General features: G+C 69.8%; 21 protein-coding genes. 6 read left to right on the top strand and 15 right to left on the bottom strand.

The window, feature by feature from the left end; all coding sequences use genetic code 11:
• Positions 1-62: 62 nt before the first annotated feature.
• The 3 genes from DBR36_RS03120 to DBR36_RS03110 are packed head-to-tail and all read right to left on the bottom strand — an operon-like array spanning position 63 to position 2,356.
• The gene (locus DBR36_RS03120) at positions 63-920 is read right to left on the bottom strand and encodes a TIGR03943 family putative permease subunit (protein WP_181373455.1); all 858 of its coding nucleotides are present in this window, start codon (positions 918-920) and stop codon (positions 63-65) included.
• Positions 913-1,956: a permease gene (locus DBR36_RS03115; protein WP_108317525.1), complete on the bottom strand. Its 1,044-nt coding sequence runs from the start codon at positions 1,954-1,956 to the stop codon at positions 913-915. Before DBR36_RS03115 ends, DBR36_RS03120 begins: the two co-directional genes overlap by 8 nt.
• Positions 1,943-2,356, bottom strand: coding sequence for a Fur family transcriptional regulator (locus DBR36_RS03110; protein WP_108317524.1), 414 nt, complete (start codon positions 2,354-2,356; stop codon positions 1,943-1,945). The genes DBR36_RS03115 and DBR36_RS03110 overlap by 14 nt, the downstream gene beginning before the upstream one ends.
• On the opposite strand from DBR36_RS03110, the gene DBR36_RS03105 reads away from it, so the two are divergent.
• From DBR36_RS03105 to DBR36_RS17185, 3 genes are read left to right on the top strand one after another with little or no spacing between them, the layout of a single operon-like run.
• Positions 2,340-2,816, top strand: coding sequence for a hypothetical protein (locus DBR36_RS03105; RefSeq protein WP_146185190.1), 477 nt, complete (start codon positions 2,340-2,342; stop codon positions 2,814-2,816). The genes DBR36_RS03110 and DBR36_RS03105 overlap by 17 nt on opposite strands.
• The gene (locus tag DBR36_RS03100; protein WP_375136047.1) at positions 2,813-4,033 is read left to right on the top strand and encodes a putative T7SS-secreted protein; all 1,221 of its coding nucleotides are present in this window, start codon (positions 2,813-2,815) and stop codon (positions 4,031-4,033) included. The genes DBR36_RS03105 and DBR36_RS03100 overlap by 4 nt, the downstream gene beginning before the upstream one ends.
• On the top strand, positions 4,030-4,527 hold the full coding sequence (locus tag DBR36_RS17185; RefSeq protein WP_146185189.1) for a hypothetical protein: 498 nt from the start codon (positions 4,030-4,032) through the stop codon (positions 4,525-4,527). The genes DBR36_RS03100 and DBR36_RS17185 overlap by 4 nt, the downstream gene beginning before the upstream one ends.
• Positions 4,528-4,655: 128 nt before the next feature.
• Here DBR36_RS17185 and DBR36_RS03090 read toward each other — a convergent pair whose 3' ends face one another.
• From DBR36_RS03090 to DBR36_RS03080, 3 genes are read right to left on the bottom strand one after another with little or no spacing between them, the layout of a single operon-like run.
• Positions 4,656-5,516 (bottom strand): metal ABC transporter permease, encoded by an 861-nt coding sequence (locus DBR36_RS03090; protein ID WP_108317520.1) that lies wholly within the window; start codon positions 5,514-5,516, stop codon positions 4,656-4,658.
• Positions 5,513-6,328, bottom strand: a complete 816-nt coding sequence (locus tag DBR36_RS03085; protein ID WP_108317519.1) for a metal ABC transporter ATP-binding protein — start codon at positions 6,326-6,328, stop codon at positions 5,513-5,515. Before DBR36_RS03085 ends, DBR36_RS03090 begins: the two co-directional genes overlap by 4 nt.
• On the bottom strand, positions 6,325-7,344 hold the full coding sequence (locus DBR36_RS03080) for a metal ABC transporter solute-binding protein, Zn/Mn family (RefSeq protein WP_108317518.1): 1,020 nt from the start codon (positions 7,342-7,344) through the stop codon (positions 6,325-6,327). The genes DBR36_RS03085 and DBR36_RS03080 overlap by 4 nt, the downstream gene beginning before the upstream one ends.
• A gap of 161 nt (positions 7,345-7,505) precedes the next feature.
• On the opposite strand from DBR36_RS03080, the gene DBR36_RS03075 reads away from it, so the two are divergent.
• Positions 7,506-9,020 (top strand): CoA-acylating methylmalonate-semialdehyde dehydrogenase, encoded by a 1,515-nt coding sequence (locus tag DBR36_RS03075; RefSeq protein WP_108317517.1) that lies wholly within the window; start codon positions 7,506-7,508, stop codon positions 9,018-9,020.
• A gap of 78 nt (positions 9,021-9,098) precedes the next feature.
• Here the strand turns inward: DBR36_RS03075 and DBR36_RS03070 are convergent, their stop codons facing one another.
• A complete protein-coding gene (locus tag DBR36_RS03070) occupies positions 9,099-10,598 on the bottom strand; it encodes a PucR family transcriptional regulator ligand-binding domain-containing protein (protein ID WP_181373454.1) in 1,500 nt (499 codons plus the stop codon).
• A gap of 85 nt (positions 10,599-10,683) precedes the next feature.
• Between DBR36_RS03070 and DBR36_RS03065 the strand changes: the two genes are divergently transcribed.
• Entirely contained in the window at positions 10,684-12,009 is a 1,326-nt protein-coding gene (locus DBR36_RS03065; protein ID WP_108317515.1) for an aspartate aminotransferase family protein, read from the top strand.
• 101 nt (positions 12,010-12,110) lie between these two features.
• Here the strand turns inward: DBR36_RS03065 and DBR36_RS03060 are convergent, their stop codons facing one another.
• From DBR36_RS03060 to DBR36_RS03040, 5 genes are all read right to left on the bottom strand, one after another.
• Positions 12,111-12,527 carry a hypothetical protein gene (locus DBR36_RS03060; protein WP_108317514.1) on the bottom strand — a complete coding sequence of 139 codons (417 nt, stop codon included), beginning with the start codon at positions 12,525-12,527 and terminating at the stop codon, positions 12,111-12,113.
• 120 nt (positions 12,528-12,647) lie between these two features.
• Positions 12,648-14,042: a DUF1524 domain-containing protein gene (locus tag DBR36_RS03055; RefSeq protein ID WP_108317513.1), complete on the bottom strand. Its 1,395-nt coding sequence runs from the start codon at positions 14,040-14,042 to the stop codon at positions 12,648-12,650.
• A gap of 413 nt (positions 14,043-14,455) precedes the next feature.
• Positions 14,456-15,115, bottom strand: coding sequence for a methionine ABC transporter permease (locus DBR36_RS03050; RefSeq protein ID WP_108317512.1), 660 nt, complete (start codon positions 15,113-15,115; stop codon positions 14,456-14,458).
• Positions 15,112-16,137, bottom strand: a complete 1,026-nt coding sequence (locus DBR36_RS03045; protein ID WP_108317511.1) for a methionine ABC transporter ATP-binding protein — start codon at positions 16,135-16,137, stop codon at positions 15,112-15,114. Before DBR36_RS03045 ends, DBR36_RS03050 begins: the two co-directional genes overlap by 4 nt.
• Entirely contained in the window at positions 16,134-17,036 is a 903-nt protein-coding gene (locus DBR36_RS03040) for a MetQ/NlpA family ABC transporter substrate-binding protein (protein WP_108317510.1), read from the bottom strand. Before DBR36_RS03040 ends, DBR36_RS03045 begins: the two co-directional genes overlap by 4 nt.
• Positions 17,037-17,229: 193 nt before the next feature.
• Between DBR36_RS03040 and DBR36_RS03035 the strand changes: the two genes are divergently transcribed.
• Positions 17,230-18,672 carry an MFS transporter gene (locus DBR36_RS03035; protein WP_108317509.1) on the top strand — a complete coding sequence of 481 codons (1,443 nt, stop codon included), beginning with the start codon at positions 17,230-17,232 and terminating at the stop codon, positions 18,670-18,672.
• On the opposite strand, the gene DBR36_RS17510 is transcribed toward DBR36_RS03035, so the two are convergent.
• The 3 genes from DBR36_RS17510 to DBR36_RS03020 all read right to left on the bottom strand — a co-directional run bounded on the left by DBR36_RS17510 (position 18,669) and on the right by DBR36_RS03020 (position 22,666).
• The gene (locus DBR36_RS17510) at positions 18,669-18,845 is read right to left on the bottom strand and encodes a hypothetical protein (RefSeq protein ID WP_181373453.1); all 177 of its coding nucleotides are present in this window, start codon (positions 18,843-18,845) and stop codon (positions 18,669-18,671) included. The genes DBR36_RS03035 and DBR36_RS17510 overlap by 4 nt on opposite strands.
• A 35-nt stretch (positions 18,846-18,880) precedes the next feature.
• On the bottom strand, positions 18,881-21,172 hold the full coding sequence (locus tag DBR36_RS03025; protein WP_108317507.1) for a CotH kinase family protein: 2,292 nt from the start codon (positions 21,170-21,172) through the stop codon (positions 18,881-18,883).
• Positions 21,173-21,352: 180 nt separating this feature from the next.
• Positions 21,353-22,666, bottom strand: a complete 1,314-nt coding sequence (locus DBR36_RS03020; protein WP_108317506.1) for a dihydrolipoamide acetyltransferase family protein — start codon at positions 22,664-22,666, stop codon at positions 21,353-21,355.
• Between the last annotated feature and the right edge of the window lie 103 nt (positions 22,667-22,769).

Raw genomic sequence — 22,769 nt, 5'->3', positions numbered from 1 at the left:
CCGCCGCGAACGCGACCGCGAAGCCCCGACCGCGCCGCTTGCGTGCGCGCGAGCGGCGGGAGTCAGTACTCATAGGGGTCCGCCGGTTCGTCGATCGCCGCCACCTGCTCGGCCTGCACCTCGAGCTTGCCGTCGCCGCTGGAGCGCACGGTCCCGGTGACGGTGACCCATTGGCCGGTCGAGGGGGCGCTCCCCGCCGCGGCGATGGGCAGTCGCGCGGTCTGCGCGTCGATGACGCAGTGCGTGATGACCAGGCGCGTCAGATCGAAGCTCGCCCCGTCACCGCCGGGTGTGATGAAGCCCGTCAGGGTCACGGGCTTGCCGTCGAAGGTCTCGGGGTTGGTGGCGTGGGCGAACACCGCCGACCAGTCGCCGATGCCGAACTGCGAGGTGTCGCCGGACGCGGCCAGGGTGACCACGTCGCTGCCCGCGAACAGCGGCGGGGCGCCCACGTCGCGCGAGACGGCGAGCTCGGTCGACAGCGACGCCGCGGGGGTCAGCAGCACGGCGATGACCGCGCCCGAGGCGATCACCCCGCCCGTGAACGCGGCGATGCCGCCGGGGGTGAGCCGCGGTCGGGCCGCGAGGTGCTCGTGCGCGGCCCGGTCGTGCGCGTCGAGGGGATCGGAGTGCTCGTGGTCGGCGTGCGCGAAGGCCTCGCGTCGCGCCGAGGCGGCGGCCGGGGCGTGCCCGTGCTCGTGGTCGTGTCCGTGGTCGGCCTCGGCGCCCAGGGGGAGCGCGAACGACGCGATCGCGCCGATCAGGGCGACGATCGACATGCCCACGGCGAACCACGCCGAGTCGGGGTTGATGTACAGCGACATGCGCCCCGTCACCCACAGCGTGACCGTGGTGATCGACAAGCAGGCGGTCAGGCCCACACCGAGCCAGCGGGTCGCCAGCGCTCCGGATCTAGACAAGGAGGTTCACCACCGTTCCCAGCGCGAAGGCGAACAGCACCACCACGACCGTCATGCCCGCGAGCACCCGCGTGGTGAAGGTGGTGCGCAGCAGCGCCATCATCTTGAGGTCGATGATCGGGCCGACGACGAGGAAGGCGACGATCGAGCCCGGCGTGAAGGTCGACGCGAACGACAGGGCGAAGAACGCGTCGACGTTCGAGCAGAGCGACACCACGATCGCGAGCACCATCATCGCCGCGATCGACAGGGCCGGATCCGACCCGATCGCCAGCAGCGCGCTGCGCGGCACGAGCACCTGCACCGCCCCCGCGAGCAGCGAGCCGATGATGAGCGCCGGCATGACCGAGCGCAGCTCCACCACGAACTGCGCGAGGGTGCGCCGCCCGCGGTCGCCGCGCTCCTGCACGACGATCTCGCACGTCTCGAGAAAACGCTCGGTGAGCAGCTTGTCGGGATCGGGATGCCGGCTGTACAGCCACCCGATGAGGTTGGCGACCAGGAAGCCGCCGATCAGGCGCGCCACCAGGATGCCGTCGCTGAACCCGAACGCGGCGTGCGTCGAGATGATGACGATGGGGTTCACGATCGGCGCCGCGACCAGGAACGTCAGCGTGTCGGACACCCCGAAGCCGCGCATCATCAGACCGCGGGCGAAGGGGACGTTGCCGCACTCGCAGACGGGGATGAACATACCCAGCAGCGACAGCACCGCCCGGCGCGCCCACGGCGCGCGCGGCATCCATCTCTCGATCGCCCCCGGCGGCACCCAGACCTGCACGATGATCGACAGCAGGACGCCCAGGATGACGAAAGGCAGCGACTCGATCAGCACGCTGAGGGCGAGGGTCAGGCCGTCCTGCGCACGGGTGGGGAGGGGCTGCGCGAAGAACGTCGGCGCGAACGCGTCGACGAAGAACAGCGCGGTGATCACCACGACGCCCAGGCCGAGGGCGACCAGGGTGCGCGAGGAGCCCGAGCGGGGGGCGTCGGGACGGCGGCGCGTGGGCGCCGCGGTGCGACTACTCGTCGCCACGCTCGCGAGCCCGGGCGCGGGCGCAGTCGGTGCAGACGCCGAAGATGTCGACGACGTGCTCGGCCTCGGTGAAGCCGTGCTGGGCGGCGGTGCGCTGCGCCCACTCCTCGACGTCGGTGGCCGCGATCTCGACGGCCTTTCCGCACGAGCGGCAGATGAGGTGATGGTGGTGGCCCCGCGTCTCGCACGCGCGGAACAGGTTCTCGCCGTCGGGACTCTGCAGCGAGTCGGCGTCGCCGCGGGCGGCCAGTCCCGCGAGCGTGCGGTACACCGTGGCCAGGCCGATGCCGGTGTTCTCGTCGCGCAGTGTCGCGTGCAGCGACTGCGCGCTGACGAACCCGCCGGCTCCCGACAGGGCTTCGCGCACGCGTTCGCGCTGCCACGTGTTGCGCTGGACCATGGCGGCGAGTCTATCGACGGGTTCGGTGAATCGCCTGGGTGCGGGGGTAGGCGCAGCGAACGTCACGGGCCCGCCCGCTGGTGAATTCTTGCCCGCGAGGGCACGGTTTCCGTGGGGGGACTTTAAAGTGCCGTTTATGGGTTCCCCGGGACGAATCTCGATCGATGGCGACGTGCTCAACGATCTGGTGCGGCGGGTGGATGACGTGCGAGACCAGGCTCCGAGCGAGGTCTCCACACCGCCACCGGTGCACGACGACGACCTGACGCGGGCGGGTAGCGACGCCGCCGACGCGCTGCGACTGTCCCTGAACGCCGTGCGGGCCGACCTCGAGACTCTCGCGAGCGCGGTGCAGCAGACCGTGACCCTGTGGGACGAGCGCGAAAGAGCGATGGTGTCGCTCGTCGACGACATCGACGCGGGTTTTGGCGATGCCAGCCCGACGGCTGGTCCGAGATGAGATCTCCGGCCGGGCCCCACCGCGCCGAACTCGGAGATACAGATGATCCGACAGCTCTCGTGCCTGGCGCCCCGGGGGCGTTGTTCACGTATGCGGAACAGTATCGCGACGCAGCGTCGGGATGCGCGCGAGCCGCGAACGAGCTGGCTCGGCTGCGTCAGGTCGACGGGTGGGAAGGCGAGAGCGCGGACGCCTTCGCCCGGCGCGTCACGACCATGATCAAGGCGTGCGACGACCTCGCCGAGAAGCTGAACGCCGCAGCCGGGGCGTGGGAACACTACGCGACCGTGCTGGGGTGGGGGCAGCAGAAAGCGGGCGACGCGATCGCGATGTTCGCTCACGCTGCCGCCATCACCGCTGCGGCGGCCGCGGAATCGCCGGCGCGGCTTGGGCCGCGCGGCTACACGGGACCGGGCACACGCTCGTTGCCCGACCCCGGGTTGAGCACGCGGAGCGATGCGCGGGCACTGCTCGCCTACGCGCGCGAATCCGTCGCCGATGCCGCGGCCGATGCCACCGTGGTGTTGCGCAGCATCGCGCCGACGGCCGCGGGCGGACTACGGCCGAGCGCGCTGGCCAGCGTCGGCAATGCCCTGCTGGAGCACCCCGACGCGTTGGGGCAGATGCTGGGCGGGGCCGCACTGATGGTCGGCGGCGCGGCTCTATTCGGTGGAGGTCTCGCCGCGGACGTTACCGTGGCGGGTGCCACCGTCGGGGTTCCCGCCAACGTTGCCGGCGCGGCCGCCGTGGCAAGCGGAGCCGCCCTTGCCGGTGCGGGAATCATGAACGCCGCGGCGCACGCCGCGGGAGACAGCGGGGTGTCGTCGCCGAGCAGCCGAGACGATCGCACCGACGGCCGCGACGCGAAAGGCCGCTTCACCGGCAAGGGTGGCCGACCGTGGGTGGACAAGGAGAAAATTGGACTCGACGAAACGGAGATGACCCTTGACGATGGCGAGCAACTGATTCGCAACAAGGTGGCGGTGAGGGTCGACGGGAGCATCCAGACGCGCTACTTCGATGGCCTGATCAAAAATGCGGACGGAACGTATACGGGAGTAGAAGTGAAAAGCGGGAGCGCCGTAGACCGATACCTCGCAAACTCGAAGAACCAGTTCGCGTTCGACTCTTCACTCAGTGAAACCAATTCCGCGGTGGGCAGGATTGACGGACAGTTGATCGAGGTTATTTCATCAAGATTGATAAGAGTGCCATGATGCCAGATTTTTATTACGACACAGGGACGATTCAAAGCCAATTTAGTGTTGGCGGCAACGACCCCCGGCGCCGCTTGGCTCGCGTCATAAGTCTTTTAGATGGCTCGGAGCGATCCATATTCATATTTGCGCGCGTTCCAGATGGCGTCCATTTCTATCAACACCTGAAAAACGGTGGATCCTCGACCTTCCTTCAAGCTGCGGGCACCGCCGAGGCGATGACGATCGAATGCCGCCGCCTCGACGACGACGGCGAAGAACGCCTCTACGTCCTCGGCCACGGAGGACCCCGCTCAGGCGAACCCACCGTTCGCATCGAGTTCAACGACGGCCAGAATCACACCCTGGTCTATCCCGACGAAGTCTTCGACTTCAGCGAAGCCGGCGACATCTTCTTCTCCTACTTCGAAACCGAACGCGTACCCGACGGATACGCGCTCCGCTTGTTCGACCTCGACGCTCCGTATGAAGACCAGCGCGGTACTGCCGACTGACCGCGGCGACGAGTCGAGGACGAGTCCCGGTCGGCTGGCACCGGCCGCCGAAGAGTGATGACCGTCGGCCTCGCGGGGCGTCGCGCTCGACGGTACGCGCACCCCGCACGGCATCCACGAAGGCCCCGCTACAGCGCGCGGGTCACGCGATCGCGCCGGGCTCCGATCAGGCGGCACACGAGGTAGATGGCGAACGAGATCGTCGTGATGTACGGGCTGACGGGCAGCGTTCCGGCGACCGCGAGCAGCACGCCGCCCACCGCCGAGACGAAACCGAACAGCGCCGCCAGCACGGGAACCGACAGGGGGCCGGATGCCACCCGCATGGCCGCCGCGGCGGGGGTGACGAGCAGGGCCATCACCAGCAGCGCGCCGATGATGTGCACCGCCACCGCCACGATCAGACCGAGCAGCAGCATGAACGCGAGGGACACCGCGGTCGTGGGCACGCCGCGGGCGGCGGCGGACTGCGGGTCGAGGGAGTCGAAGCGCAGGGGCCGCCAGATCAACAGCAGCGCGACGAGCACGAAGACGCCGATGACGACGAGCCAGCCGAGCTGACCGCTCTGCACCGACACGATCTGCCCGGTCAGCAGACTGAAACGGGTCGCGCTGCGGCCGTTGTAGAGGGACAGGCACAGGATGCCGACCCCCAAACCGAACGGCATGAGCACGCCGATGATCGAGTTGCGGTCGCGCGCGCGGGCACCGAGCACGCCGATGAGCGCCGCGGCGATGAGCGAGCCCACGATGGAGCCCGACACGACGTCGGCGCCGACGAGCAGGGCGACGGCGGCGCCGGCGAACGACAGCTCGCTGATGCCGTGGACGGCGAAGGCCATGTCGCGCTGCATGACGAAGACGCCGATGAGTCCGCCGACCAGACCGAGCACCGCTCCGGCGTACACCGAGTTCTGCACCAGCTCGAGGATCGCGCCGTATTGGCTCACCCCGCCGAAGAGGGCGTCGCCGACGTCGGACCAGTTCATGCGTCGTCCTCGTCGTGATGGTGGTGATGGGCGTCGTCGGCATCCGAGGCTCCGACGACGATGAGCTGCCCGCCGGCGCGGACCACGTAGACCGGGGCGCCGTACAGCGCCGAGAGGGTCTCGGTCGTCAGTACCTCGTCGGGGGTACCGAGGGTGAAGCGCCCGTTGGCGATGTAGAGGATGCGGTCGACGCCCGAGAGCACGGGGTTGATGTCGTGCGTCACCAGCAGCACGGCGGCTCCGCGTTCGCGCCGGTGACGATCGATGACGCGCACGACGGCCTGCTGGTTGGCCAGGTCCAGGCTCGTCAGCGGCTCGTCGCACAGCAGCAGGGCCGGGTCGTCGGCGAGGGCCTGGCCGACGCGCAGCCGCTGCTGCTCGCCACCCGAGAGCAGTCCCACCGGGCGGTCGCCGAATGCCGTGGCCCCCACGGCCTCGAGCAGCTCGTCGATGCGGGCGCGGTCCTTCTTGCGCGACAGCGGCAGGCCGAGCCGGTGACCGTCGACGCCCAGACCGACGATGTCGCGCCCGCGCAGGGGCGTCTCGCGCGGCAGGGGTCGCTGCTGGGGGATGTACCCGATACGCCGATTGCCGGCGCGGCGGACGGGAGAGCCCAGCGCCTCGATCGACCCCGCGCTCAGACGCTCGAGGCCGAGGATCGCGCGCAGCAGGGTGGTCTTTCCCGAACCGCTCGGCCCGAGCACGGCGACGAGCTCGCCGGGCTCGACCTCGAGGTCGAGCCCCGCCCACAGCTCGCGTCCGCCGCGTTCGAGGGCGGCGTCGCGGATGCGCAGCGGCGCAGCCGCGCTCACGCCGTCAGCGCGTCGCTCAGCGCCGTGATGTTGCTCTGCATCCACGAGATGTAAGTCTGACCCTCGGGAAGCGTTTCCGTGAACTCGATCACCGGAATGCCCTTGGCCTTCGCGGCGTCCTCGACCTGCGTGGTCTCGGCCCCACCGGTCTGCGGGTTGACGATCATCACGCGCACCGCCCCGGATTCGATCAGCTGCAGCGACTCCAGCAGGGTCGCGGGCGGCACGTCCTGGCCCTCTTCGACGGCCTCGCTGAACTCGTTCGGGGTGGCGTTGTCGAGGCCCGCGGCCTCGATCAGGTACACCGGCACGGGCTCGGTGACGAAGACCTTCGCCGCGGCATCCTTCGTCTCGATCTGGCCGAGCGACTCCTCGAGCCCCTCGATCTGCTGGGTGAAGGCCTCGGCGTTGGCGTTGAAGTCGGCGACGTGGTCGGGGGCGAGCTCGCCCAGCTGCTGCGCGATCGCCGCAGCGAGGTCTTCCACCGTGTGCGGGTCGTACCAGACGTGCTCGTTGAAGCCCTCGACGTGGTCGTGCCCGTCGCCCTCGGCGTGCGCCTCGCCCTCGGCGTGGTCGTGGTCGTCGGCGCTCGCGCTGGGTTCGGCGCCGGCGCCGTCGTCGTGGCCCTCGGCTCCGGGGTAGTCGTGGTTGTACTCCACGGCGGTGATGACAGGCGCGGTGGTGCCGCTGGCCTCGATGAGCGACTCCATGAACGAGTCGTAGCCCGCACCGTTCTCGATGACGAGGCCCGCGTTCTTCAGCGTGAGCTGGTCCTGCGCGCTCGCCTCGTACTCGTGGGGGTCCTGCGAGGACGAGGTGATGATCGACTGCACGTCGACGAGGTCGCCGCCCACGGCCTCGGCGATCGAGCCGTACACGTCGGTGGACGCGACGACGGTCACCACGCCGTCGGCGGGCGCCGCCGCGTCGGTCTGAGTGGTGGTGCCGGCGCAACCGGCGAGCGCGAGAACGGAGGCGGCCCCGAGGACGACGGGGGCGAGGAGGCGACGGGTCATGAGTCCACGGTAACGCTGCTGATAATCGTTCTCAAACTCAGCGACCAGCCCATAGCGCCTTTTCAGGAACGGCCCCGCTTATGCCACATCGTCCAGCAGATTGATATCGGCTGTGCGAATCGGCATCCCGGTCCTCCGCGCCGACGCCCTTTACTGGACGCATGACCGACCACGACCTCCCCGTCATCGCGCACTGGTTCGACGGCGCCACCGCCCCCTCGGCGAGCGGACGCACCGCCCCCGTCCACAACCCCGCCACCGGGGCCGTGCGCGCGCGCGTGGCGCTCGCCGACCAGGCCGACATCACCGCCGCCCTCGCCTCGGCCGGCCGCGGTTTCGCCGCATGGAGCGCCTTCTCGATCGCCAAGCGACAGAGCGTGCTGTTCGCCTTCCGCGAGCTGCTGAACGCCCGCAAGGGCGAGCTGGCGCGCATCATCACCGCCGAGCACGGCAAGGTCGTCTCGGACGCGATGGGCGAGATCGCCCGCGGCCAGGAGGTCGTGGAGCTCGCCTGCGGCTTCCCCCACCTGATCAAGGGCGCGTTCAGTGAGAACGCCTCCAACGGCGTCGACGTGTACTCGATCAAGCAGCCGCTCGGGATCGTCGGCATCATCAGCCCCTTCAACTTCCCCGCGATGGTGCCGATGTGGTTCTTCCCCATCGCCCTCGCCGCCGGTAACGCCGTCATCGTCAAGCCCAGCGAGAAGGACCCCTCGGCGTCGCTGTGGCTCGCGCAGCTGTGGAAAGAGGCCGGACTGCCCGACGGCGCGTTCACCGTGCTCCAGGGCGACAAGGTCGCCGTCGACGGCCTCCTGCACGCCGACGAGGTGCAGTCGATCTCGTTCGTCGGCTCCACCCCCATCGCGCAGTACATCTACGAGACCGCGTCGAAGAACGGCAAGCGCGTGCAGGCCCTCGGCGGGGCCAAGAACCACATGCTGGTCCTTCCGGATGCCGACCTCGACCTCGTCGCCGACCAGGCCGTCAACGCGGGCTTCGGCGCCGCCGGCGAGCGCTGCATGGCCGTGTCGGTCGTGCTGGCCCTCGAACCCGTCGCCGAGGAACTGATCGCCAAGGTGACCGAGCGCATCGCTAAGCTGCGCATCGGCGACGGCGCCGCAGACGCCGAGCCCGACATGGGCCCCCTCATCAGTGCCGCCCACCGCGACAAGGTGTCGTCGTACGTCGACATCGCCGAGGCCGACGGGGCCAGGATCGTCGTCGACGGCCGTGGCTACACCGTCGACGGATACGAGGACGGCTTCTTCTTCGGCCCGACGCTGCTGGACGAGGTGCCCACGTCATCCCGCGCCTACACCGAGGAGATCTTCGGGCCCGTGCTGTCGGTCGTCCGCGTCCGGACGTACGACGAGGGCCTCGCCCTCATCAACAGCGGCGAGTTCGGCAACGGCACCGCGATCTTCACCAACGACGGCGGCGCCGCACGACGGTTTCAGAATGAGGTGCAGGTCGGCATGATCGGCATCAACGTGCCGATCCCCGTCCCCGTCGCGTACCACTCGTTCGGCGGGTGGAAGAAGAGCCTCTTCGGCGACGCCAAGGCGTACGGCGTGCACGGCTTCGACTTCTTCACCCGTGAGAAGGCCGTGACCAGCCGCTGGCTCGACCCCGCCACCCACGGCGGCATCAACCTGGGCTTCCCGCAGAACAGCTGACCGCGGTCGACGGATGCCGCTGCGCCGGGCCCCCGCACGGCTCCGGCGCGGCGGCATCCCTCGTCCGACCCGCGGGCGTCAGCCCGTGAGCTGCAGCGCCGCCCAGAGCTCGGCGCGGGCCGAGAAGGTCGACAGGTCGAGCCCCAGCACCTGCTCGAGCTGGGCCATCCGCGCCTTCAAGGTGTGCCGATGGATGCCGAGCCCCCGCGCCGCGGGATCCCACGCGCCGTTCGCGTCGAGCCACGCCCGCGCCGAGTCGAGCAGGCGTCGCCGCTCGCCCGGGGCCACGGCCTCGAGCGGCCGCAGCAGTGACGCCGCGATCAGGTCGCCGCCGCGATCGCGGAGGGCGCCGACCAGGCCGGACCCGGCGATGTCGGCGTAGGCGCGGACCGTCCCCGCGGGCGCCTCGCGGGCGGCGAGGTCGGCGCGACGCAGTGTCGTGGCGAGGTCGTCACCCTCGAGGTGGATCGCGCTCCCCGCGGCGAGGCGGCGCCGGGCGACGAGCGACGTGATCACGTCGTCGCCCTCGACGGCGAGCACCACGACGTCGCCCCCGCGCTCGGCGAAGAACAGCCGCCCGGGGTCGGTCATGATGACGTCGAGCTCGTCGAGCAGTCCCGGCTCGGCGGCTCCGGCGGCGAGGGCGACGACCGTGGTCGGCTCCGCGGGCAGGGCGCCGAACACCGTCTCGGCGAGGCGTCCGGCCGCGTCGGCGTGGCCGTCGACGAGCAGCTCGAGCACGCCGGAGCGGACGGTGCGCAGCGACGTCTGCACGTGACGCTGCTGATCCAGGGCGATGCTGGCGAGGGCGACCACCGTGGACACCAGGTCTTTCTCGGCCGGATCGAACGCGGCCCGCGCGCCGACCGCGAGCACGCCGCGCAGCCCTGCGCTGCGCCCGATGGTCTGCAGGACGGCTCCCCCCGGCGCGGGAAGCTGCACGCTCGCCGCCGTGGCGCGCTCGAGCAGGCGCCGCGTCTCGCCGGCGACCCGTTGCTCCTCGACCGGCGGCGCCGACGGGATGCCCTCGAGCGGGATGCGGGCACCGGCGCCGTCGTAGAGCGCGACCCACGTGTCGAGCAGGCGCGCGAGCGTGCGCAGGATCTCGCGCAGTCCGTCGTCGCGCACCGCCGCCCGCGCCACGGCGCGCTGCGCGTCGAGCAGCCAGGTGAACCGCGCGGCGCGATCCGCCGCGATCAGGTCGGCGACGAAGCGGATGATGCCGATGAACGGCGCGCGGCGTCCGACCTCGATCAGGGGCACTCCCGCCGCGGCGCACGCCTCGACCACCTCGGGCGGCACCTCGGCGTGGATGACGTCGGTGGCGAAGCCCAGGCCTGCCACCCCCGCGTCGCGCAACCGCTCCGCGTAGGCGCGGGGGTCGGCGGCATCCGTTCCCGAGAAGGGGGCGCCGTTGGTCAGCAGCAGGTTCCCCGGTTCGAGCCACGGTGTCGGGTCGAGCAGATCCGAGCTGTGCACCCATGACAGCGGGCGGTCGAGGGTCTCGTCGTCCAGAGGAGTCAGAGCGCGCAGACGCGCGCGGTCGTGGTCGAGCAGGGTGCGGAGCGAGGCGGACATCGGCGGGCCAAACTGTCGAGTGTCCCTCGAGGGTACCGACAGTTCCGCCACCCCTTCCCGCCGGACGACGGAGCACACTGGGGTCATGTCGACTCCCCTCACTACGACCCGCAACGCCGAGATCAGCGAGCGCGACCGCCGCAGCGTCTTCCACTCGTGGTCGGCCCAGCGCACCCTCGCACCGCTCCCCCTCGCCGGGGGTTCGGGAGTGGAGGTGTGGGATGCCGACGGTCGCCGCTACCTCGACTTCTCGAGCATGCTCGTCAACGTCAACATCGGCCACCAGCATCCCCGCGTGGTCGCCGCGATCCAGGAGCAGGCCGCGCAGCTGACGACGGTCGCCCCCGCGCACGCGAACGAGACCCGCGCGCACGCCGCCGAGCTGGTACTCGAACGCGCCCCCGAGGGCTTCTCGAAGGTGTTCTTCACCAACGGCGGGGCGGATGCCAACGAGAACGCGATCCGCATGGCCCGACTCGCCACGGGCCGCGACAAGATCGTCTCGCACTACCGCTCGTACCACGGCAACACGGGGGCCGCCATTGTGGCCACCGGAGACTGGCGACGGATGCCGAACGAGTACTCGCGCGGCCACGTCCACGTCTTCGGGCCCTACCTGTATCGCACCGAGTTCTGGGCCGAGACGCCCGAGCAAGAGACCGAGCGCGCCCTCCGCCACCTCGAGCGCACGGTGCAGGCCGAGGGGCCCGACACCATCGCGGCGTTCCTGTTCGAGACGATCCCCGGCACCGCCGGCATCCTGGTGCCCCCGCCCGGATACCTCGCCGGGGTGCGCGAGATCGCCGACCGGTACGGCATCCTGCTCATCCTCGACGAGGTCATGGCCGGTTTCGCTCGCGCGGGCGAGTGGTTCGCCTTCGACGCGTTCGACGTGCGCCCCGACCTCATCACCTTCGCGAAGGGCGTCAACTCCGGGTACGTGCCCGTCGGCGGAGTGGTGATCTCGGATGCCGTGGCCCAGGTGTTCGACGACCGCGTCTTCCCCGGCGGACTGACGTACTCGGGCCACCCCCTCGCCGCCGCGTCGATCGTGGCCGCGCAGCAGGCGATGGCCGACGAGGGCGTGGTCGACAACGCCCGCCGCATCGGCGACGAGGTCATCGGGCCGCGCCTGCGGCAGCTGGCCGAGGACTCACCGCTCGTCGGCGAGGTGCGGGGCCGCGGCGTGTTCTGGGCCGTCGAGCTGGTCGCCGACCGAGCGACCCGCGAACCCCTCGCCGCCGCCCGGATCGGGGCGATCAAAGCCGCGATGCTCGAGCGCGGGGTGCTCGGCTTCTTCGCCGAGAACCGCGTGCACGTCGTGCCGCCCGCCATCATCGGCGACGCCGATGCCCACCGCGGTCTCGACGTGCTCGCCGAGGTGCTGCAGGCCGAGGCCGCGCGGAGCTGACCCGCGCTCGCTCGGGACGCCGTGCGGGCGATCGCCCGGATGCCCCCGAGCCGCAGGCTGCCGCGACGTCGGTTGTCGCGCGGATCAGGGCGGCGAAGAACTCAACCGCGGCGGGCGCTTCTCCGTGCCCGCCAGGCTCGCCACGCCCCGGTCGACCAGAGGGCCCAGATCACCAGCAGAGGCTGGAAGAGCAGCCGGATGAAGCGAGCGAGGTCGGAGTCGAGACCGAAGGCATCCGTGCCGCGCACGAACTGCTCGATGTTGCCGGGGAAGACCGCGACGAAGAAGGCCGCGACGATCCAGCCCACCGGCACACGGAAGCGACCCAGGACGAGCAGGGCGAGTCCGAGGGCGATCTCGACGATCCCGGATGCCACGACCGTGACGTCGACCGGGAGCGGCAGCCACGACGGCACCTGGGCGACGAACTCCTCGCGCGCGAACGTGAGGTGCGCGGTCCCGGCGAAGACGAGTGCCGCCCCGAGCAACCAGCGGGCGAGGGTGCGCAGAAAGCTCATCCTCCGAGGGTAGGCGGCCCCTCCCTCACCTCGAGTGTCCAAGACACCCGGGCCGCATTCTGCGGCATCCGGATGTTTTGGACACTCGGGCGTCGAGCTGCGGCGCGCCCGGCGGGTGCGTCACTCGCAGGCGATGCCATCGCCGTCGCGATCGAGCTTCCGGCTGTAGCCGGGCTGACCTTCGTAGATCGGCGCTGCACCCGCGTCCCTCGCCGCCGTGCAATTGGCGTAATACGCCTCTTGTGCGGGCGCCTCCTCGACCGGGGCGGGCGCGGGCTCCGCGGGTGCAGGGACCGGTTCGACGGCCACCGGCTCGACGACCGGCGCGGGTTCGACGACCGGCGCGGGCGCGGGCGCGGGCGCCGCGAAGGGCGACGTCGGCACCGCCTGGTCCGGACAGGTCTCGAGGACGCGCTTCATCGCGTCGCGCTCCGCCTCGGTGACCCACAGCCCGTACGTCGCCTTCACGGCGATCTGGGCTGCGACGTAGGAGCACCGGAAGGATTTCTGCGCGGGGAGCCACGTCGCGGCATCCCCGTCGGACTTCTGCGCGTTGGCGGCCCCGGTGACGGCGTAGAGGTTGAGAGGGTCGTTCGCGAAGCTCGAGCGCTGATCAGCGGAGAGCTGCTGCGCCCCCTTCTGCCACGCGTCCGAGAGTGCGACGACGTGGTCGATCTGCACGAGCTCGGACGTTCCCTGCCCGCGGACGAAGTCGACGCGCTGCCCGGTGTAAGGGTCGGCGAGCGTCCCCGCGGTCACCCGGCAGGGCCCCGAGCGCACGGCATCCGTCAGATCGCGCCACAGGATGTCGTTGCGAGTGTCGCAGCCGTTGCGATCGACGTCGAGCCAGCGCTGCCCGAACTGGTCGCGGTCGTAGCCGGTTTTCGGCGCGCGCCCCTTCACGGCGAGACCGTCGAGGACCGTGATCGCCGATTTGTCCGCCGTCGCCGACGCATCGGCGGCGGTGCCCGCCTGACCGTCGAACGCGGCGAGCGCGGAGATGTCGTCGGCGAAAGGCGTGGGGGATGCCGTCGGCGATGCGGCCGGTGTGGCGGATGCCGTCACCGACGCCTCGGGGAGCGCCTCGGCCACCGGGACCGCATTCCTCGGGTTCAATGCCGTCGTCAGTCCGCCCGCGACGGCGAAGACGAGGGCCGCAGCCACGGTCCAGACGGCCGCGCTTCTGCGCGAGGGGAAACGGAGCCACGTCGGAGTGTTCTTGGCGAGGGCGACGATCCCCGTGATCAGCACGATGAGTGCCGCAAACCCGACGAACGGGGCGAGCACAACGAACACGACCGCGAGGACGATCCCCGCGACGACGCGGCCCCAGACCGGAACGCGGGAGATCCAGCCGCGAGCGCGCTCCCGAACCGCGGCCGGAGGCGGAGCGGTGGTCACGACGGGAGCGGGAGGGAGCGGGGTGAAGTCGTCGGTCCACTGTCGACCGTCCCACCAGCGCAGGCGTCCGGGAGTCTCGGTGTCGGGGTACCACCCCGCCGCTGCATTGGTCATGCGCGCACCGCCGCAATGGAATCGATCTTCGTGCCTCGGAATCGCATGGATTCCCCCTCCCCCAATGGATGAACCCCGGCGAGCCTATTCATAGGAATGAGCCGCCATTGCTCCAAGAGGGACGGATTACGAAACGAAGGCCACCGAACGAGTCTTGTCGAGATCGAATCGGTATCGGCACACTTCCGCCCACCCGAGATCCCCGCATGACTCCGGACGCACCGGGGCCCGTCTCAGTGCGAGAAGTCCGCCGCGAGAGCGAACGGCCCCGGCATCCGCCCCGTCGAGTGTCCAAGACGCGCGGTGCACGAGGGCGCACGGTCGGCGTTTCTTGGACACTCGACGGGGTGGGGGATGCCGGGGCGTCGCGGGCGCCCGCGTGACGGTGCCCGAGGGTGGCCGGGTCGGCCGCGTCAGCGCCGGAGGATGCGATGCGCGAGGGCGTTGCCGACCAGCTGACCGGCCTGCACGATCACGACGATGATCGCCACCGTGACCCACGTGGCCTGCTGGTTGAACTGCTGGTAGCCGTAGATGATGGCGAAGTTTCCGAGACCGCCGCCGCCGATGTAGCCCGCCATCGCCGACATGTCGACGACCGCGATGAACATGAACGTGTAGCCGAGGATCAGCGGGGCGAGCGCCTCGGGGATCACGACGCCGAAAAGGACGCCGATCCGCCGCGCACCCACGGCGCGAGCCGCTTCGACGGTGCCGGGGTCGACGGCGACGAGGTTCTGCTCGACGACGCGGGCGATCACAACGGTCGCCATGATCGTGATCGGGACGATCGCGGCATCCGTCCCCAGTGTCGTCCCCGTCACGGCCCGTGTGACCGGGGCGACCGCGGTGAGGAAGATGATGAACGGGATCGGACGGATGACGTTGATGACGAGGTTCGCGACGAAGAAGACGACGCGGTTCTCGAAGAGGTTGCCGGGCCGGGTGGCGTACAGCAGCGCTCCGATGACGAGGCCGGCGACGCCCGAGATGAGCAGCGACACGGCCACCATGTAGACGGTCTCGCCGATGGACTGCAGCAGCACCGGCGTCAGGGTGTCCCACTTGTTCATGCGCGCACCCCCTCACCCGGCAGCACCACGTCGGTGTGCGCGCGAAGCTCCGCGACGATGGGGGCGAGGTCTTCGGCGTGGACCCGGTAGGTCAGCGTGCCGAGCTGCTTTCCCAGCACGTCCGTCACCCCGCCGTAGACGACCGAGTGGCGCGCGCCGTGACGGTGGAACACCGCCGACACGTCCTCACTCGAAAACTCGTTGACCTCGACACTGACGAGGTCACCCCCGCCCGCGGCGAGCGCCGACAGTGTCTCGCCCGCGGGCACGCCCTGCGTCACCGCCGCGACGAACCGCTTCGTGAGCTCGGCGCGCGGGTGGGCGAACACACGGTAGGTGTCGCCGCTGTCGACGACGCGGCCGCCCTCCATGACGATGACCTGGTCGCACAGCTCGTGGACGATCGAGATCTGGTGCGTGATGACGACGATCGTGATGCCCAGGCGGCGGTTCACCTCGCGCAGCAGGTCGAGCACCTCGGCCGTGGTCTGCGGGTCGAGCGCACTCGTCGCCTCATCGGCGAGCAGGATGCGCGGGTCGGTCGCGATCGCACGGGCAATGCCCACGCGCTGCTTCTGACCGCCCGACAGGCGGCGCGGGTACTGCTTCGCCTTGTCGCCGATGCCGACGAAGTCGAGCAGCTCGGCGACCCGCTTGTCGCGGTCGGCCTTCTTCCAGCCCGCCACCTTGAGCGGGTAGGCGACGTTGGCCGCGACGGTCCGCGAGGTGAAGAGGTTGAACTGCTGGAAGATCATGCCCACGCGGCGCCGCAGGTCGCGCAGCGTCGCCTCGCTGGCATCCCCCACATCCACTCCGAGCACCTCGACGGTGCCGGAGGTGGGCTTCTCGAGGCCGTTCAACAGCCGCACGAGCGTGGACTTACCCGCACCCGAGTACCCGATGATGCCGACGATCGACCCCTCCTCCACCGCCAGCGACACGTCGTCGACGGCGGTGGTGGAGGAGCGGCGATCGGTGCGGAAGCTCTTGGTGACGCCCCGCAGCTCGATGACCGCGGTCATCCGTTCTGGGCCTTGAGGGCGTCCTCGAGGCTCGTGAGCTCGTCCTGCAGCTGCGCGCCGGTCCACTCGGTCTTGAACTGCAGGTTGCCCTGGTTCAGCTCCGTGACGGCAGCCTCGACCTCGGGCGAGTGGTACGCCGCGACGAGCTTCTCCCAGCGCGGGTCGTCCTTCTTGTCGTCGCGCGTGACGAAGGCATTGATGTAGGGGGCGAGCTGCGGGTTGTTCAGGTCTTCCTTGAAGATGATGAGCTCGTCGCCGAGCCCGCCCTTCTGCGCCTGCGTGTTGTTGACGATCGCGGCCTGGGCGCTGCCGTCCTTGAGCGCGGTCACCGTCTGGTTGGTGTCGACGGGCAGCAGCTCGACCTTCGAGGTCTCGATGTCGGCGGGGGTCGACAGCGCCGTTCCGCCGTCCTTGAGCGTGAGCAGTCCGGCCTTCTGCAGGTTGAGCAGACCACGGGCGAGGTTCGTGGGGTTGTTGGGGATCGCGATCTTCGCACCCTCGGGCAGGTCCTTCACATCGGTGTACTGCTCCGAGTAGAGGGCGAGCGGGTACACGGCGGTCGCGCCGACCGGCACGAGCGATCCGCTGTTCTCGACGTTGAACTGCGACAGGTAGATGAGGTGCTGGAAGAGGTTCACGTCGAGCTCGCCGTCCTGCACGCCCTGGTTGAGCTGCACGCCGTCGTTGATGGTGCGCACCTCGAGCTCGATGCCCTCGTCGGCGAGCTTCTGCTTCAGCACCGTCCAGTGCGCCTCGTTGCCGTCATCGGCACCCAGGACGATGCGCGAGGAGTCGTCGGACGAGCCCGCTCCCCCGGCGCATCCGGTGAGGGCGAAGAGAAGGGCTGCGGTGGAGGCGCCGAGGATCGTGGCCAGGCGAGCGGTGCGGTGCGAAGTCATGAGACCACGTCAACATGCGCGCGCGAGGGCTCCAAACCGGACCGTTACGGCCGGTAATGGCCCGTCACGCGGGGTCATGGATTAGGTGGATGCCGTGCCTTCGGCGACGATCGCGCGGTTTCACGCCCTGACGCCACCGCGCGCAACCGCCGACCGACCCGCCGCCCGCCCGCGCCGGTTAGCCTGGATGGTGATGTCACGGGATGAGAACGCGCGAAGAAGACTCTCCCGGAACAGCCCGCAGGGGCTCGTCGTCCTGGTGCTCGCTCTGGCCGGCCTGTGCTCGTCGTTCATGTTCACCCTGGTGGTGCCGATCCAGTCGCAGCTCCCCCAGCTGCTGAACGCCTCGCGCGACGACACCGCGTGGGTGGTGACCTCGACGCTGCTGGCGGCGGCGGTGATCACCCCGATCGCGGGGCGTCTCGGCGACATGTACGGCAAGCGACGCATCGTGCTCGTGCTGCTGGTCGTGATGATCCTCGGCTCGGTCGTCGCGGCACTGTCGACCGGCATCGTCGGCATGATCGTCGGTCGCACGCTGCAGGGCGCGATCGTCGGTGTCGTGCCCCTCGGCATCTCGATCATGCGCGACGTGCTGCACGAGAACCGGGTCGACAGCGCCATCGCCCTGATGAGCGCGACGCTCGGCGTCGGCGGGGCCCTCGGCCTGCCGGTCAGCGCCCTCGTCGCTGAGAACACCGATTGGCACTGGCTGTTCTGGATCGCCGGAGCCCTCGGAGGGGTCGTCTTCGCACTGATCCTGTGGATCGTCCCGGTCAGCGTGCTGCGCACCGCCGGACGCTTCGACTACATCGGCGCGGCCGGACTCGCGATCGGTCTGATCGGCATCCTGCTCGCGGTGTCGCGCGGCAACACCTGGGGCTGGACATCACCGCTCACCCTCACGCTGGCGCTCGGCGGGATCGCCGTGCTGCTGCTGTGGGGATGGTTCGAGCTGCGCGTCGACAACCCGCTGCTCGACCTGCGGGTCGCGGCCCGTCGCCCCGTCCTGCTGACCAATCTGGCATCCATCGCCATGGGTTTCGCGCTGTTCACCTCGAACGTCGCGTATCCGCAGATGCTCGAGCTGCCGGTGGCGACGGGCGTCGGGCTGGGACTGTCGCTGCTGGCCGCGAGCCTCGTCGTCATGCCGTCGGGACTGGTCATGATGGTGCTCTCGCCCATCTCGGGCACCCTGGCGCGCACGATCGGTCCGCGCATCCTGCTGATCGCGGGGGCCGTCTCGCTCATCGTCGCCTACGGGTTCAGCCTGGTCTTCTCGACCGAGGTGTGGCACTTCGTCGTCGCGAACATCCTGATCGGGTTCGGGATCGGCTTCGGCTACGCCGCGATGCCCATGCTCATCATGCGTGCCGTCCCACCCAGCGAGACCGGCGCATCGAACGGCCTCAACGCCCTCGCCCGATCGCTGGGAACGAGCACGGCCGCGGCCATCGTCGGCGTCGTGCTCGCGACCCTCTCGACCGGCGATGGCGAGACCCGGGTGCCGACGTCGCAGGCGTTCCAGGTGTCGTTCCTGCTGGGCATCGGTGCGGCGATCGTCGCGCTGGTGCTGGCGTTGCTGATCCCGACGCGACCGGCGATCGGGAAGACCCGGGCGTCGCTGCCCGGCTAATCCGCGCCGGGCGACCGCCGTCGCCGCCGCCACCACGCCGTCAACCGCGCCGTGTGACGGTCGGTGAACTCGTTCGACAGGGCGAGGGCCTCGGCTCCGATGTCGGCACCGTCGTCGATGGCGCGGAGCGCGCGCAGTGCCCGCTGCTCCGCCGTCTCGTCGTCCGCCTCCACGCCGTCCATGCTACGAGCGGGCGGCGCGGAGAGCTTCAAGACTTCGGGACGAGTTCGATGCGCACGGCCTCGATTCTCTTCGCCTGGCCGGTCGTCCCCGCCGTCTGACCGCCCGTCACCCATTCGCGCCACCCGCCGTCCACGTACGCGCTGTAGCGCACCCGGTAGTGGTCGGCGATCTCACCCTGCAGCCGGAGCTGAAGAGCTTCGAGGCGCAGCGCGCGGCCCTCGGTCCCCACGACGCTCGGTGAGTCCGCCCATTCGGTCCAGCCGATGTCCTGCACATGCGCGCGGGAGGAGAGCGTGCCGTCGTACTCCGAGCTCTCGATCGCGGCCTGAACGGCCTCCATCTGCCGGTCCCGACCGATGGCGCCGCTCGTCGCGCCGTCCGAGACGACCGGGAGCCACCCTTCCTGCGAGACGTGCGATGAGTATCGGACGGTCGATCCGGCTGTCGAAGGCGACTTCTTCAGGATGCGGACCTGCACGGATTCGACCTGCAGACCGCGGCCGGTGGTTCCCGCCACCTCACCGTTGCTGACCCACGGCATCCATCCGATGTTCTGCACGTGTGCGCGGTAGAAGATGTCGTAGTCGGCGGCGAGTCGGGCGGTCAACGAGAAGCCGACGGCCTCCATTCGAAGCGCCTGGCCCGTCGTCCCGATCGACTCCGCGCCCGTGGACCAGGGCGTCCAGCCGATGTTCTGCACGTGAGCGCGGGACTGCAGTTGCCCGGCGGTCATCCCCCCGGTCAGTTCGAGCGACATCGCCTCGAGGGGAAGGCCCCGGCCCGTTGTCCCGGCGTACTGACCGGCGGTGACGGAGGGCTGCCAACCCACCTGCGCCGAGTGGGCGGCGTACGCCAGTACCGGCATCGCCGCGGAGTACTTCGCGGCCAGGTGGTTCACCCGCTTCTGCACCCAGTCGCGTACGAAAGCCGCTTCCGCCGCCCAGGTCGCCGCGACGGGACGAGCACCGGCGATGACCGAGCGGCGGTCCAGCACTCCGCTCCAGCGCGTGAAATTCGCCGCAGCAGAGGGCGAGAGCGCAGCGATATCCGCGTCGAGGCGGGCGACCACGCCGTCCACGGCGGGTCGCAGGCGGGTGTCGAAGACTTCGCTCGCACGCTGCGCGAATTCGGGGTTGCGGAACAGTTCCTGGTACCAGGCGGTACCGCCCTTGCGCAGCGAGAGCGCGTTCATCATGTAATCCTCGGTCGGCTCGCCACCGAACGAGGCCATCGGGTACAGACCCATGGCGATGTCGAAGTCCCACGCCGGACCCGCGTGCAGGACGTCGTTCGGACCGTCCCGCCACAGATAGACACTGGATGCCACGGCATCGGGGTTCTCGGAGAACTCGAGGGCGAAGTAGTAGGTGATGAACGAATCGACGTCGATCATCGAGCTGATCGCGGCCCAGTCCGGGTCGGGCGCGTACAGCGCCGACTCGAACGCGTCGATGGCGACCTGCACGCTCTGGTACGAGGCGGCGAGCTCGGCGGGGAGGGGCGACGCGACCTTCTGCACGGCATCTTTCAGCACGAAGGTCGTCTTGCTCGTCTTCGTCGTGAAGAAGAACTCCTCATTCCTGCCGTAGCTGTTGTCGAGTTCGAGGAGGAGTCCTCCCGCATTCTTGAGGTCCAGACGGTTCTTCTTCACCTCGACCTTCTCGGTCAGCAGGTAGTTGCCGAGGAATTCGCCATTGATGGTGAGATCGACGAAACGGGCGTCGGGCGTCCCGACGAGCCCGAACTGCGAAGCGAGCTCGAGGGCGGTCTTGTTCCGGAGCAGCGAGGGGTCGGCGTGATTGGCCAGAAGGATCCACGTCTTCGCCGACGGCAGTCCGAGCACCGGCGTGGAGCTGTCGAACTTGATCTGGTAGGGCTTCTTGTCCAGCAGCCAGGTGAAGTTGCCGCGTCCCTTGATCTCCTCGAGCGAGACGCCGGTCAGATTGTTCGCCGGATTGGTGCCGTCCGTCAGGGTTGCCGTCGCGTGCGCCTCGGTCGAGGGACTCGCCGGGATCTTGTCTTTGGACGCGTTGAGCTGGGCCAGTGTGTAGCCGGCGGGCAGGGTGATGTCGAGAGCGGGGACCGCGCTCCCCGCGACGGCCCGCGCGGCTGCACTCGGAGCGGCCGTCGGCTCCGGCGTCGGCGAGACCTCGGGAGTCGGAGAGGCCGACGAAGAGGGGACCGGGGACGGAGCGGCCGTCGAGGGAGAAGCGGCCGGGGTGGGTGTCGCCGTGGCGACGCCACCCGTGGGCGTGGGCTGCGGCGTCTCGACGGCACTGGCGGACGTCGTCCCGGCGATCGAGATCGCGAAAGCCACCACTCCTGCGGTCATTGCACTCGAAAAACGGAAGCCCTTTGCGATTCGCACCGGGCGAGGCTAACATTCGCTGCCCATTCCTATGAATGCATAGGGGCTTCGATACGCATTCTTTATGAATGCGTCGGGTGATGACGAGGCGGCTTCATCACACCGGGTCAATCTTGCCCATCACCCGGGTCAGTCGAGCAGCAGCGCTGGCTCCTCGAGCACGGATGCCACGTCCGCGATGAAGCGCGAGATCCCGTCTCCGTCGACCACGCGGTGATCGAACGAACCCGACACCGTGGTCACCCAGCGGGGGCGCACCTCGCCGTCGACGACCCACGGCTTCTGGCGGATGGCGCCGAGCGCGATGATGCCGGCCTCACCGGGATTGATGATCGGGGTCCCGGCATCCACTCCGAAGACTCCGATGTTGGTGATCGTGAACGTGCCACCCGTCTGATCGGCGGGGCTGGTCTTACCCTCGCGCGCGGTGAGCGTGAGGTGCTCGAGCGCCTTGGCGAGCTCGCGCGTCTTCATCGCCTGCGCGTCCTTGATGTTGGGCACCAGCAGACCGCGCGGCGTCGCCGCGGCGATACCGAGGTTGACGTAGTGGCGCACCGAGATCTGCGCGCCGTCCTCGGTGTCGACCCACGCCGCGTTGATCATCGGCGTGCGCCGCAGGGCCCAGATGACCGCGCGCGCCATGATCAGCAGCGGCGAGATCTTGACGTCGGCGAAGTCGGGCGAGGCCTTGAGGCGCTTGACGAGCTCCATGGTCCGCGAGGCGTCGACGTCGACCCACACCGAGACGTGCGGGGCCGAGTACGCGCTCGACGTCATCGCGTTTGCGGTCGCCTTGCGGACGCCGCGGACGGGGATGGACTCCTCGCGGGAGTCGTCGACAGGAGCGGGGGCGGCGGGAGCGGCGACCGTGATGGTCTCCTCGCGCACCTCGCCCCACGCGGGCGTCTCGATGTTGCGGAAGACGCTGGCCTGCTCGGCGTGCTTGACCACGTCGTCGCGGGTGACCTCGCCGGCCGGGCCGCTCGGGGTGACGGCCGACAGCTCGACCCCGAGGTCGCGCGCGAGCTTGCGGATCGGGGGCTTGGCCACCACGCCGACCGACGCCTTCACGGGCCGCTCGGCGGGCTTACGCCTGCGCGACGACACCGCGCCACCCGTGCCGTACCCCACGAGCACTGCACCACCGGGGTCGCTCGGCTCGGGGACGCTGGTCGGCGCGGCGGGGGCCGGGGTGGCGGCATCCGCGGATCCGATCGTGATGATCGGCGCGCCGACCTCGACGGTGGCCCCCTCGGATGCCAGCAGCTCGCCGACCGTGCCCGCGTAGGGCGAGGGCAGCTCGACGAGCGACTTGGCCGTCTCGATCTCGACGATCACGTCGTTGACGGCGACGGTGTCGCCCGGGGCGACGCGCCACTGGACGATCTCGGCCTCGGTGAGGCCCTCTCCGACGTCGGGGAGGACGAAGGTCTGCTCGGTCACGATGGTGTCCTTTGCTCGCGAAACAGCATCTCACTGACAAGTCGGTGACGGAATGTCACCGTCTGGTCAGCGGCGTGCAGTCTCGCGGTCCACGGGGGCGGGC

Origin of the sequence: Microbacterium sp. HMWF026, assembly GCF_003061325.1 — a bacterium.
GTDB lineage: Bacteria > Actinomycetota > Actinomycetes > Actinomycetales > Microbacteriaceae > Microbacterium > Microbacterium testaceum_E.
The sequence above is the reverse complement of the archived record's forward strand: the minus strand, read 5'-3'. Positions and strand labels throughout refer to the sequence as shown.

Coding starts and splice junctions, on each gene's coding strand:
- DBR36_RS03075 (WP_108317517.1), top strand. CDS start 7,506: ATGACCGACCACGACCTCCCCGTCATCGCGCACTGGTTCGACGGCGCC.
- DBR36_RS03050 (WP_108317512.1), bottom strand. CDS start 15,115: ATGAACAAGTGGGACACCCTGACGCCGGTGCTGCTGCAGTCCATCGGC.
- DBR36_RS03040 (WP_108317510.1), bottom strand. CDS start 17,036: ATGACTTCGCACCGCACCGCTCGCCTGGCCACGATCCTCGGCGCCTCC.
- DBR36_RS03055 (WP_108317513.1), bottom strand. CDS start 14,042: ATGACCAATGCAGCGGCGGGGTGGTACCCCGACACCGAGACTCCCGGA.
- DBR36_RS17185 (WP_146185189.1), top strand. CDS start 4,030: ATGATGCCAGATTTTTATTACGACACAGGGACGATTCAAAGCCAATTT.
- DBR36_RS03045 (WP_108317511.1), bottom strand. CDS start 16,137: ATGACCGCGGTCATCGAGCTGCGGGGCGTCACCAAGAGCTTCCGCACC.
- DBR36_RS03065 (WP_108317515.1), top strand. CDS start 10,684: ATGTCGACTCCCCTCACTACGACCCGCAACGCCGAGATCAGCGAGCGC.
- DBR36_RS03110 (WP_108317524.1), bottom strand. CDS start 2,356: ATGGTCCAGCGCAACACGTGGCAGCGCGAACGCGTGCGCGAAGCCCTG.
- DBR36_RS03080 (WP_108317518.1), bottom strand. CDS start 7,344: ATGACCCGTCGCCTCCTCGCCCCCGTCGTCCTCGGGGCCGCCTCCGTT.
- DBR36_RS03090 (WP_108317520.1), bottom strand. CDS start 5,516: ATGAACTGGTCCGACGTCGGCGACGCCCTCTTCGGCGGGGTGAGCCAA.
- DBR36_RS03100 (WP_375136047.1), top strand. CDS start 2,813: ATGAGATCTCCGGCCGGGCCCCACCGCGCCGAACTCGGAGATACAGAT.
- DBR36_RS03035 (WP_108317509.1), top strand. CDS start 17,230: ATGTCACGGGATGAGAACGCGCGAAGAAGACTCTCCCGGAACAGCCCG.
- DBR36_RS03060 (WP_108317514.1), bottom strand. CDS start 12,527: ATGAGCTTTCTGCGCACCCTCGCCCGCTGGTTGCTCGGGGCGGCACTC.
- DBR36_RS03070 (WP_181373454.1), bottom strand. CDS start 10,598: ATGTCCGCCTCGCTCCGCACCCTGCTCGACCACGACCGCGCGCGTCTG.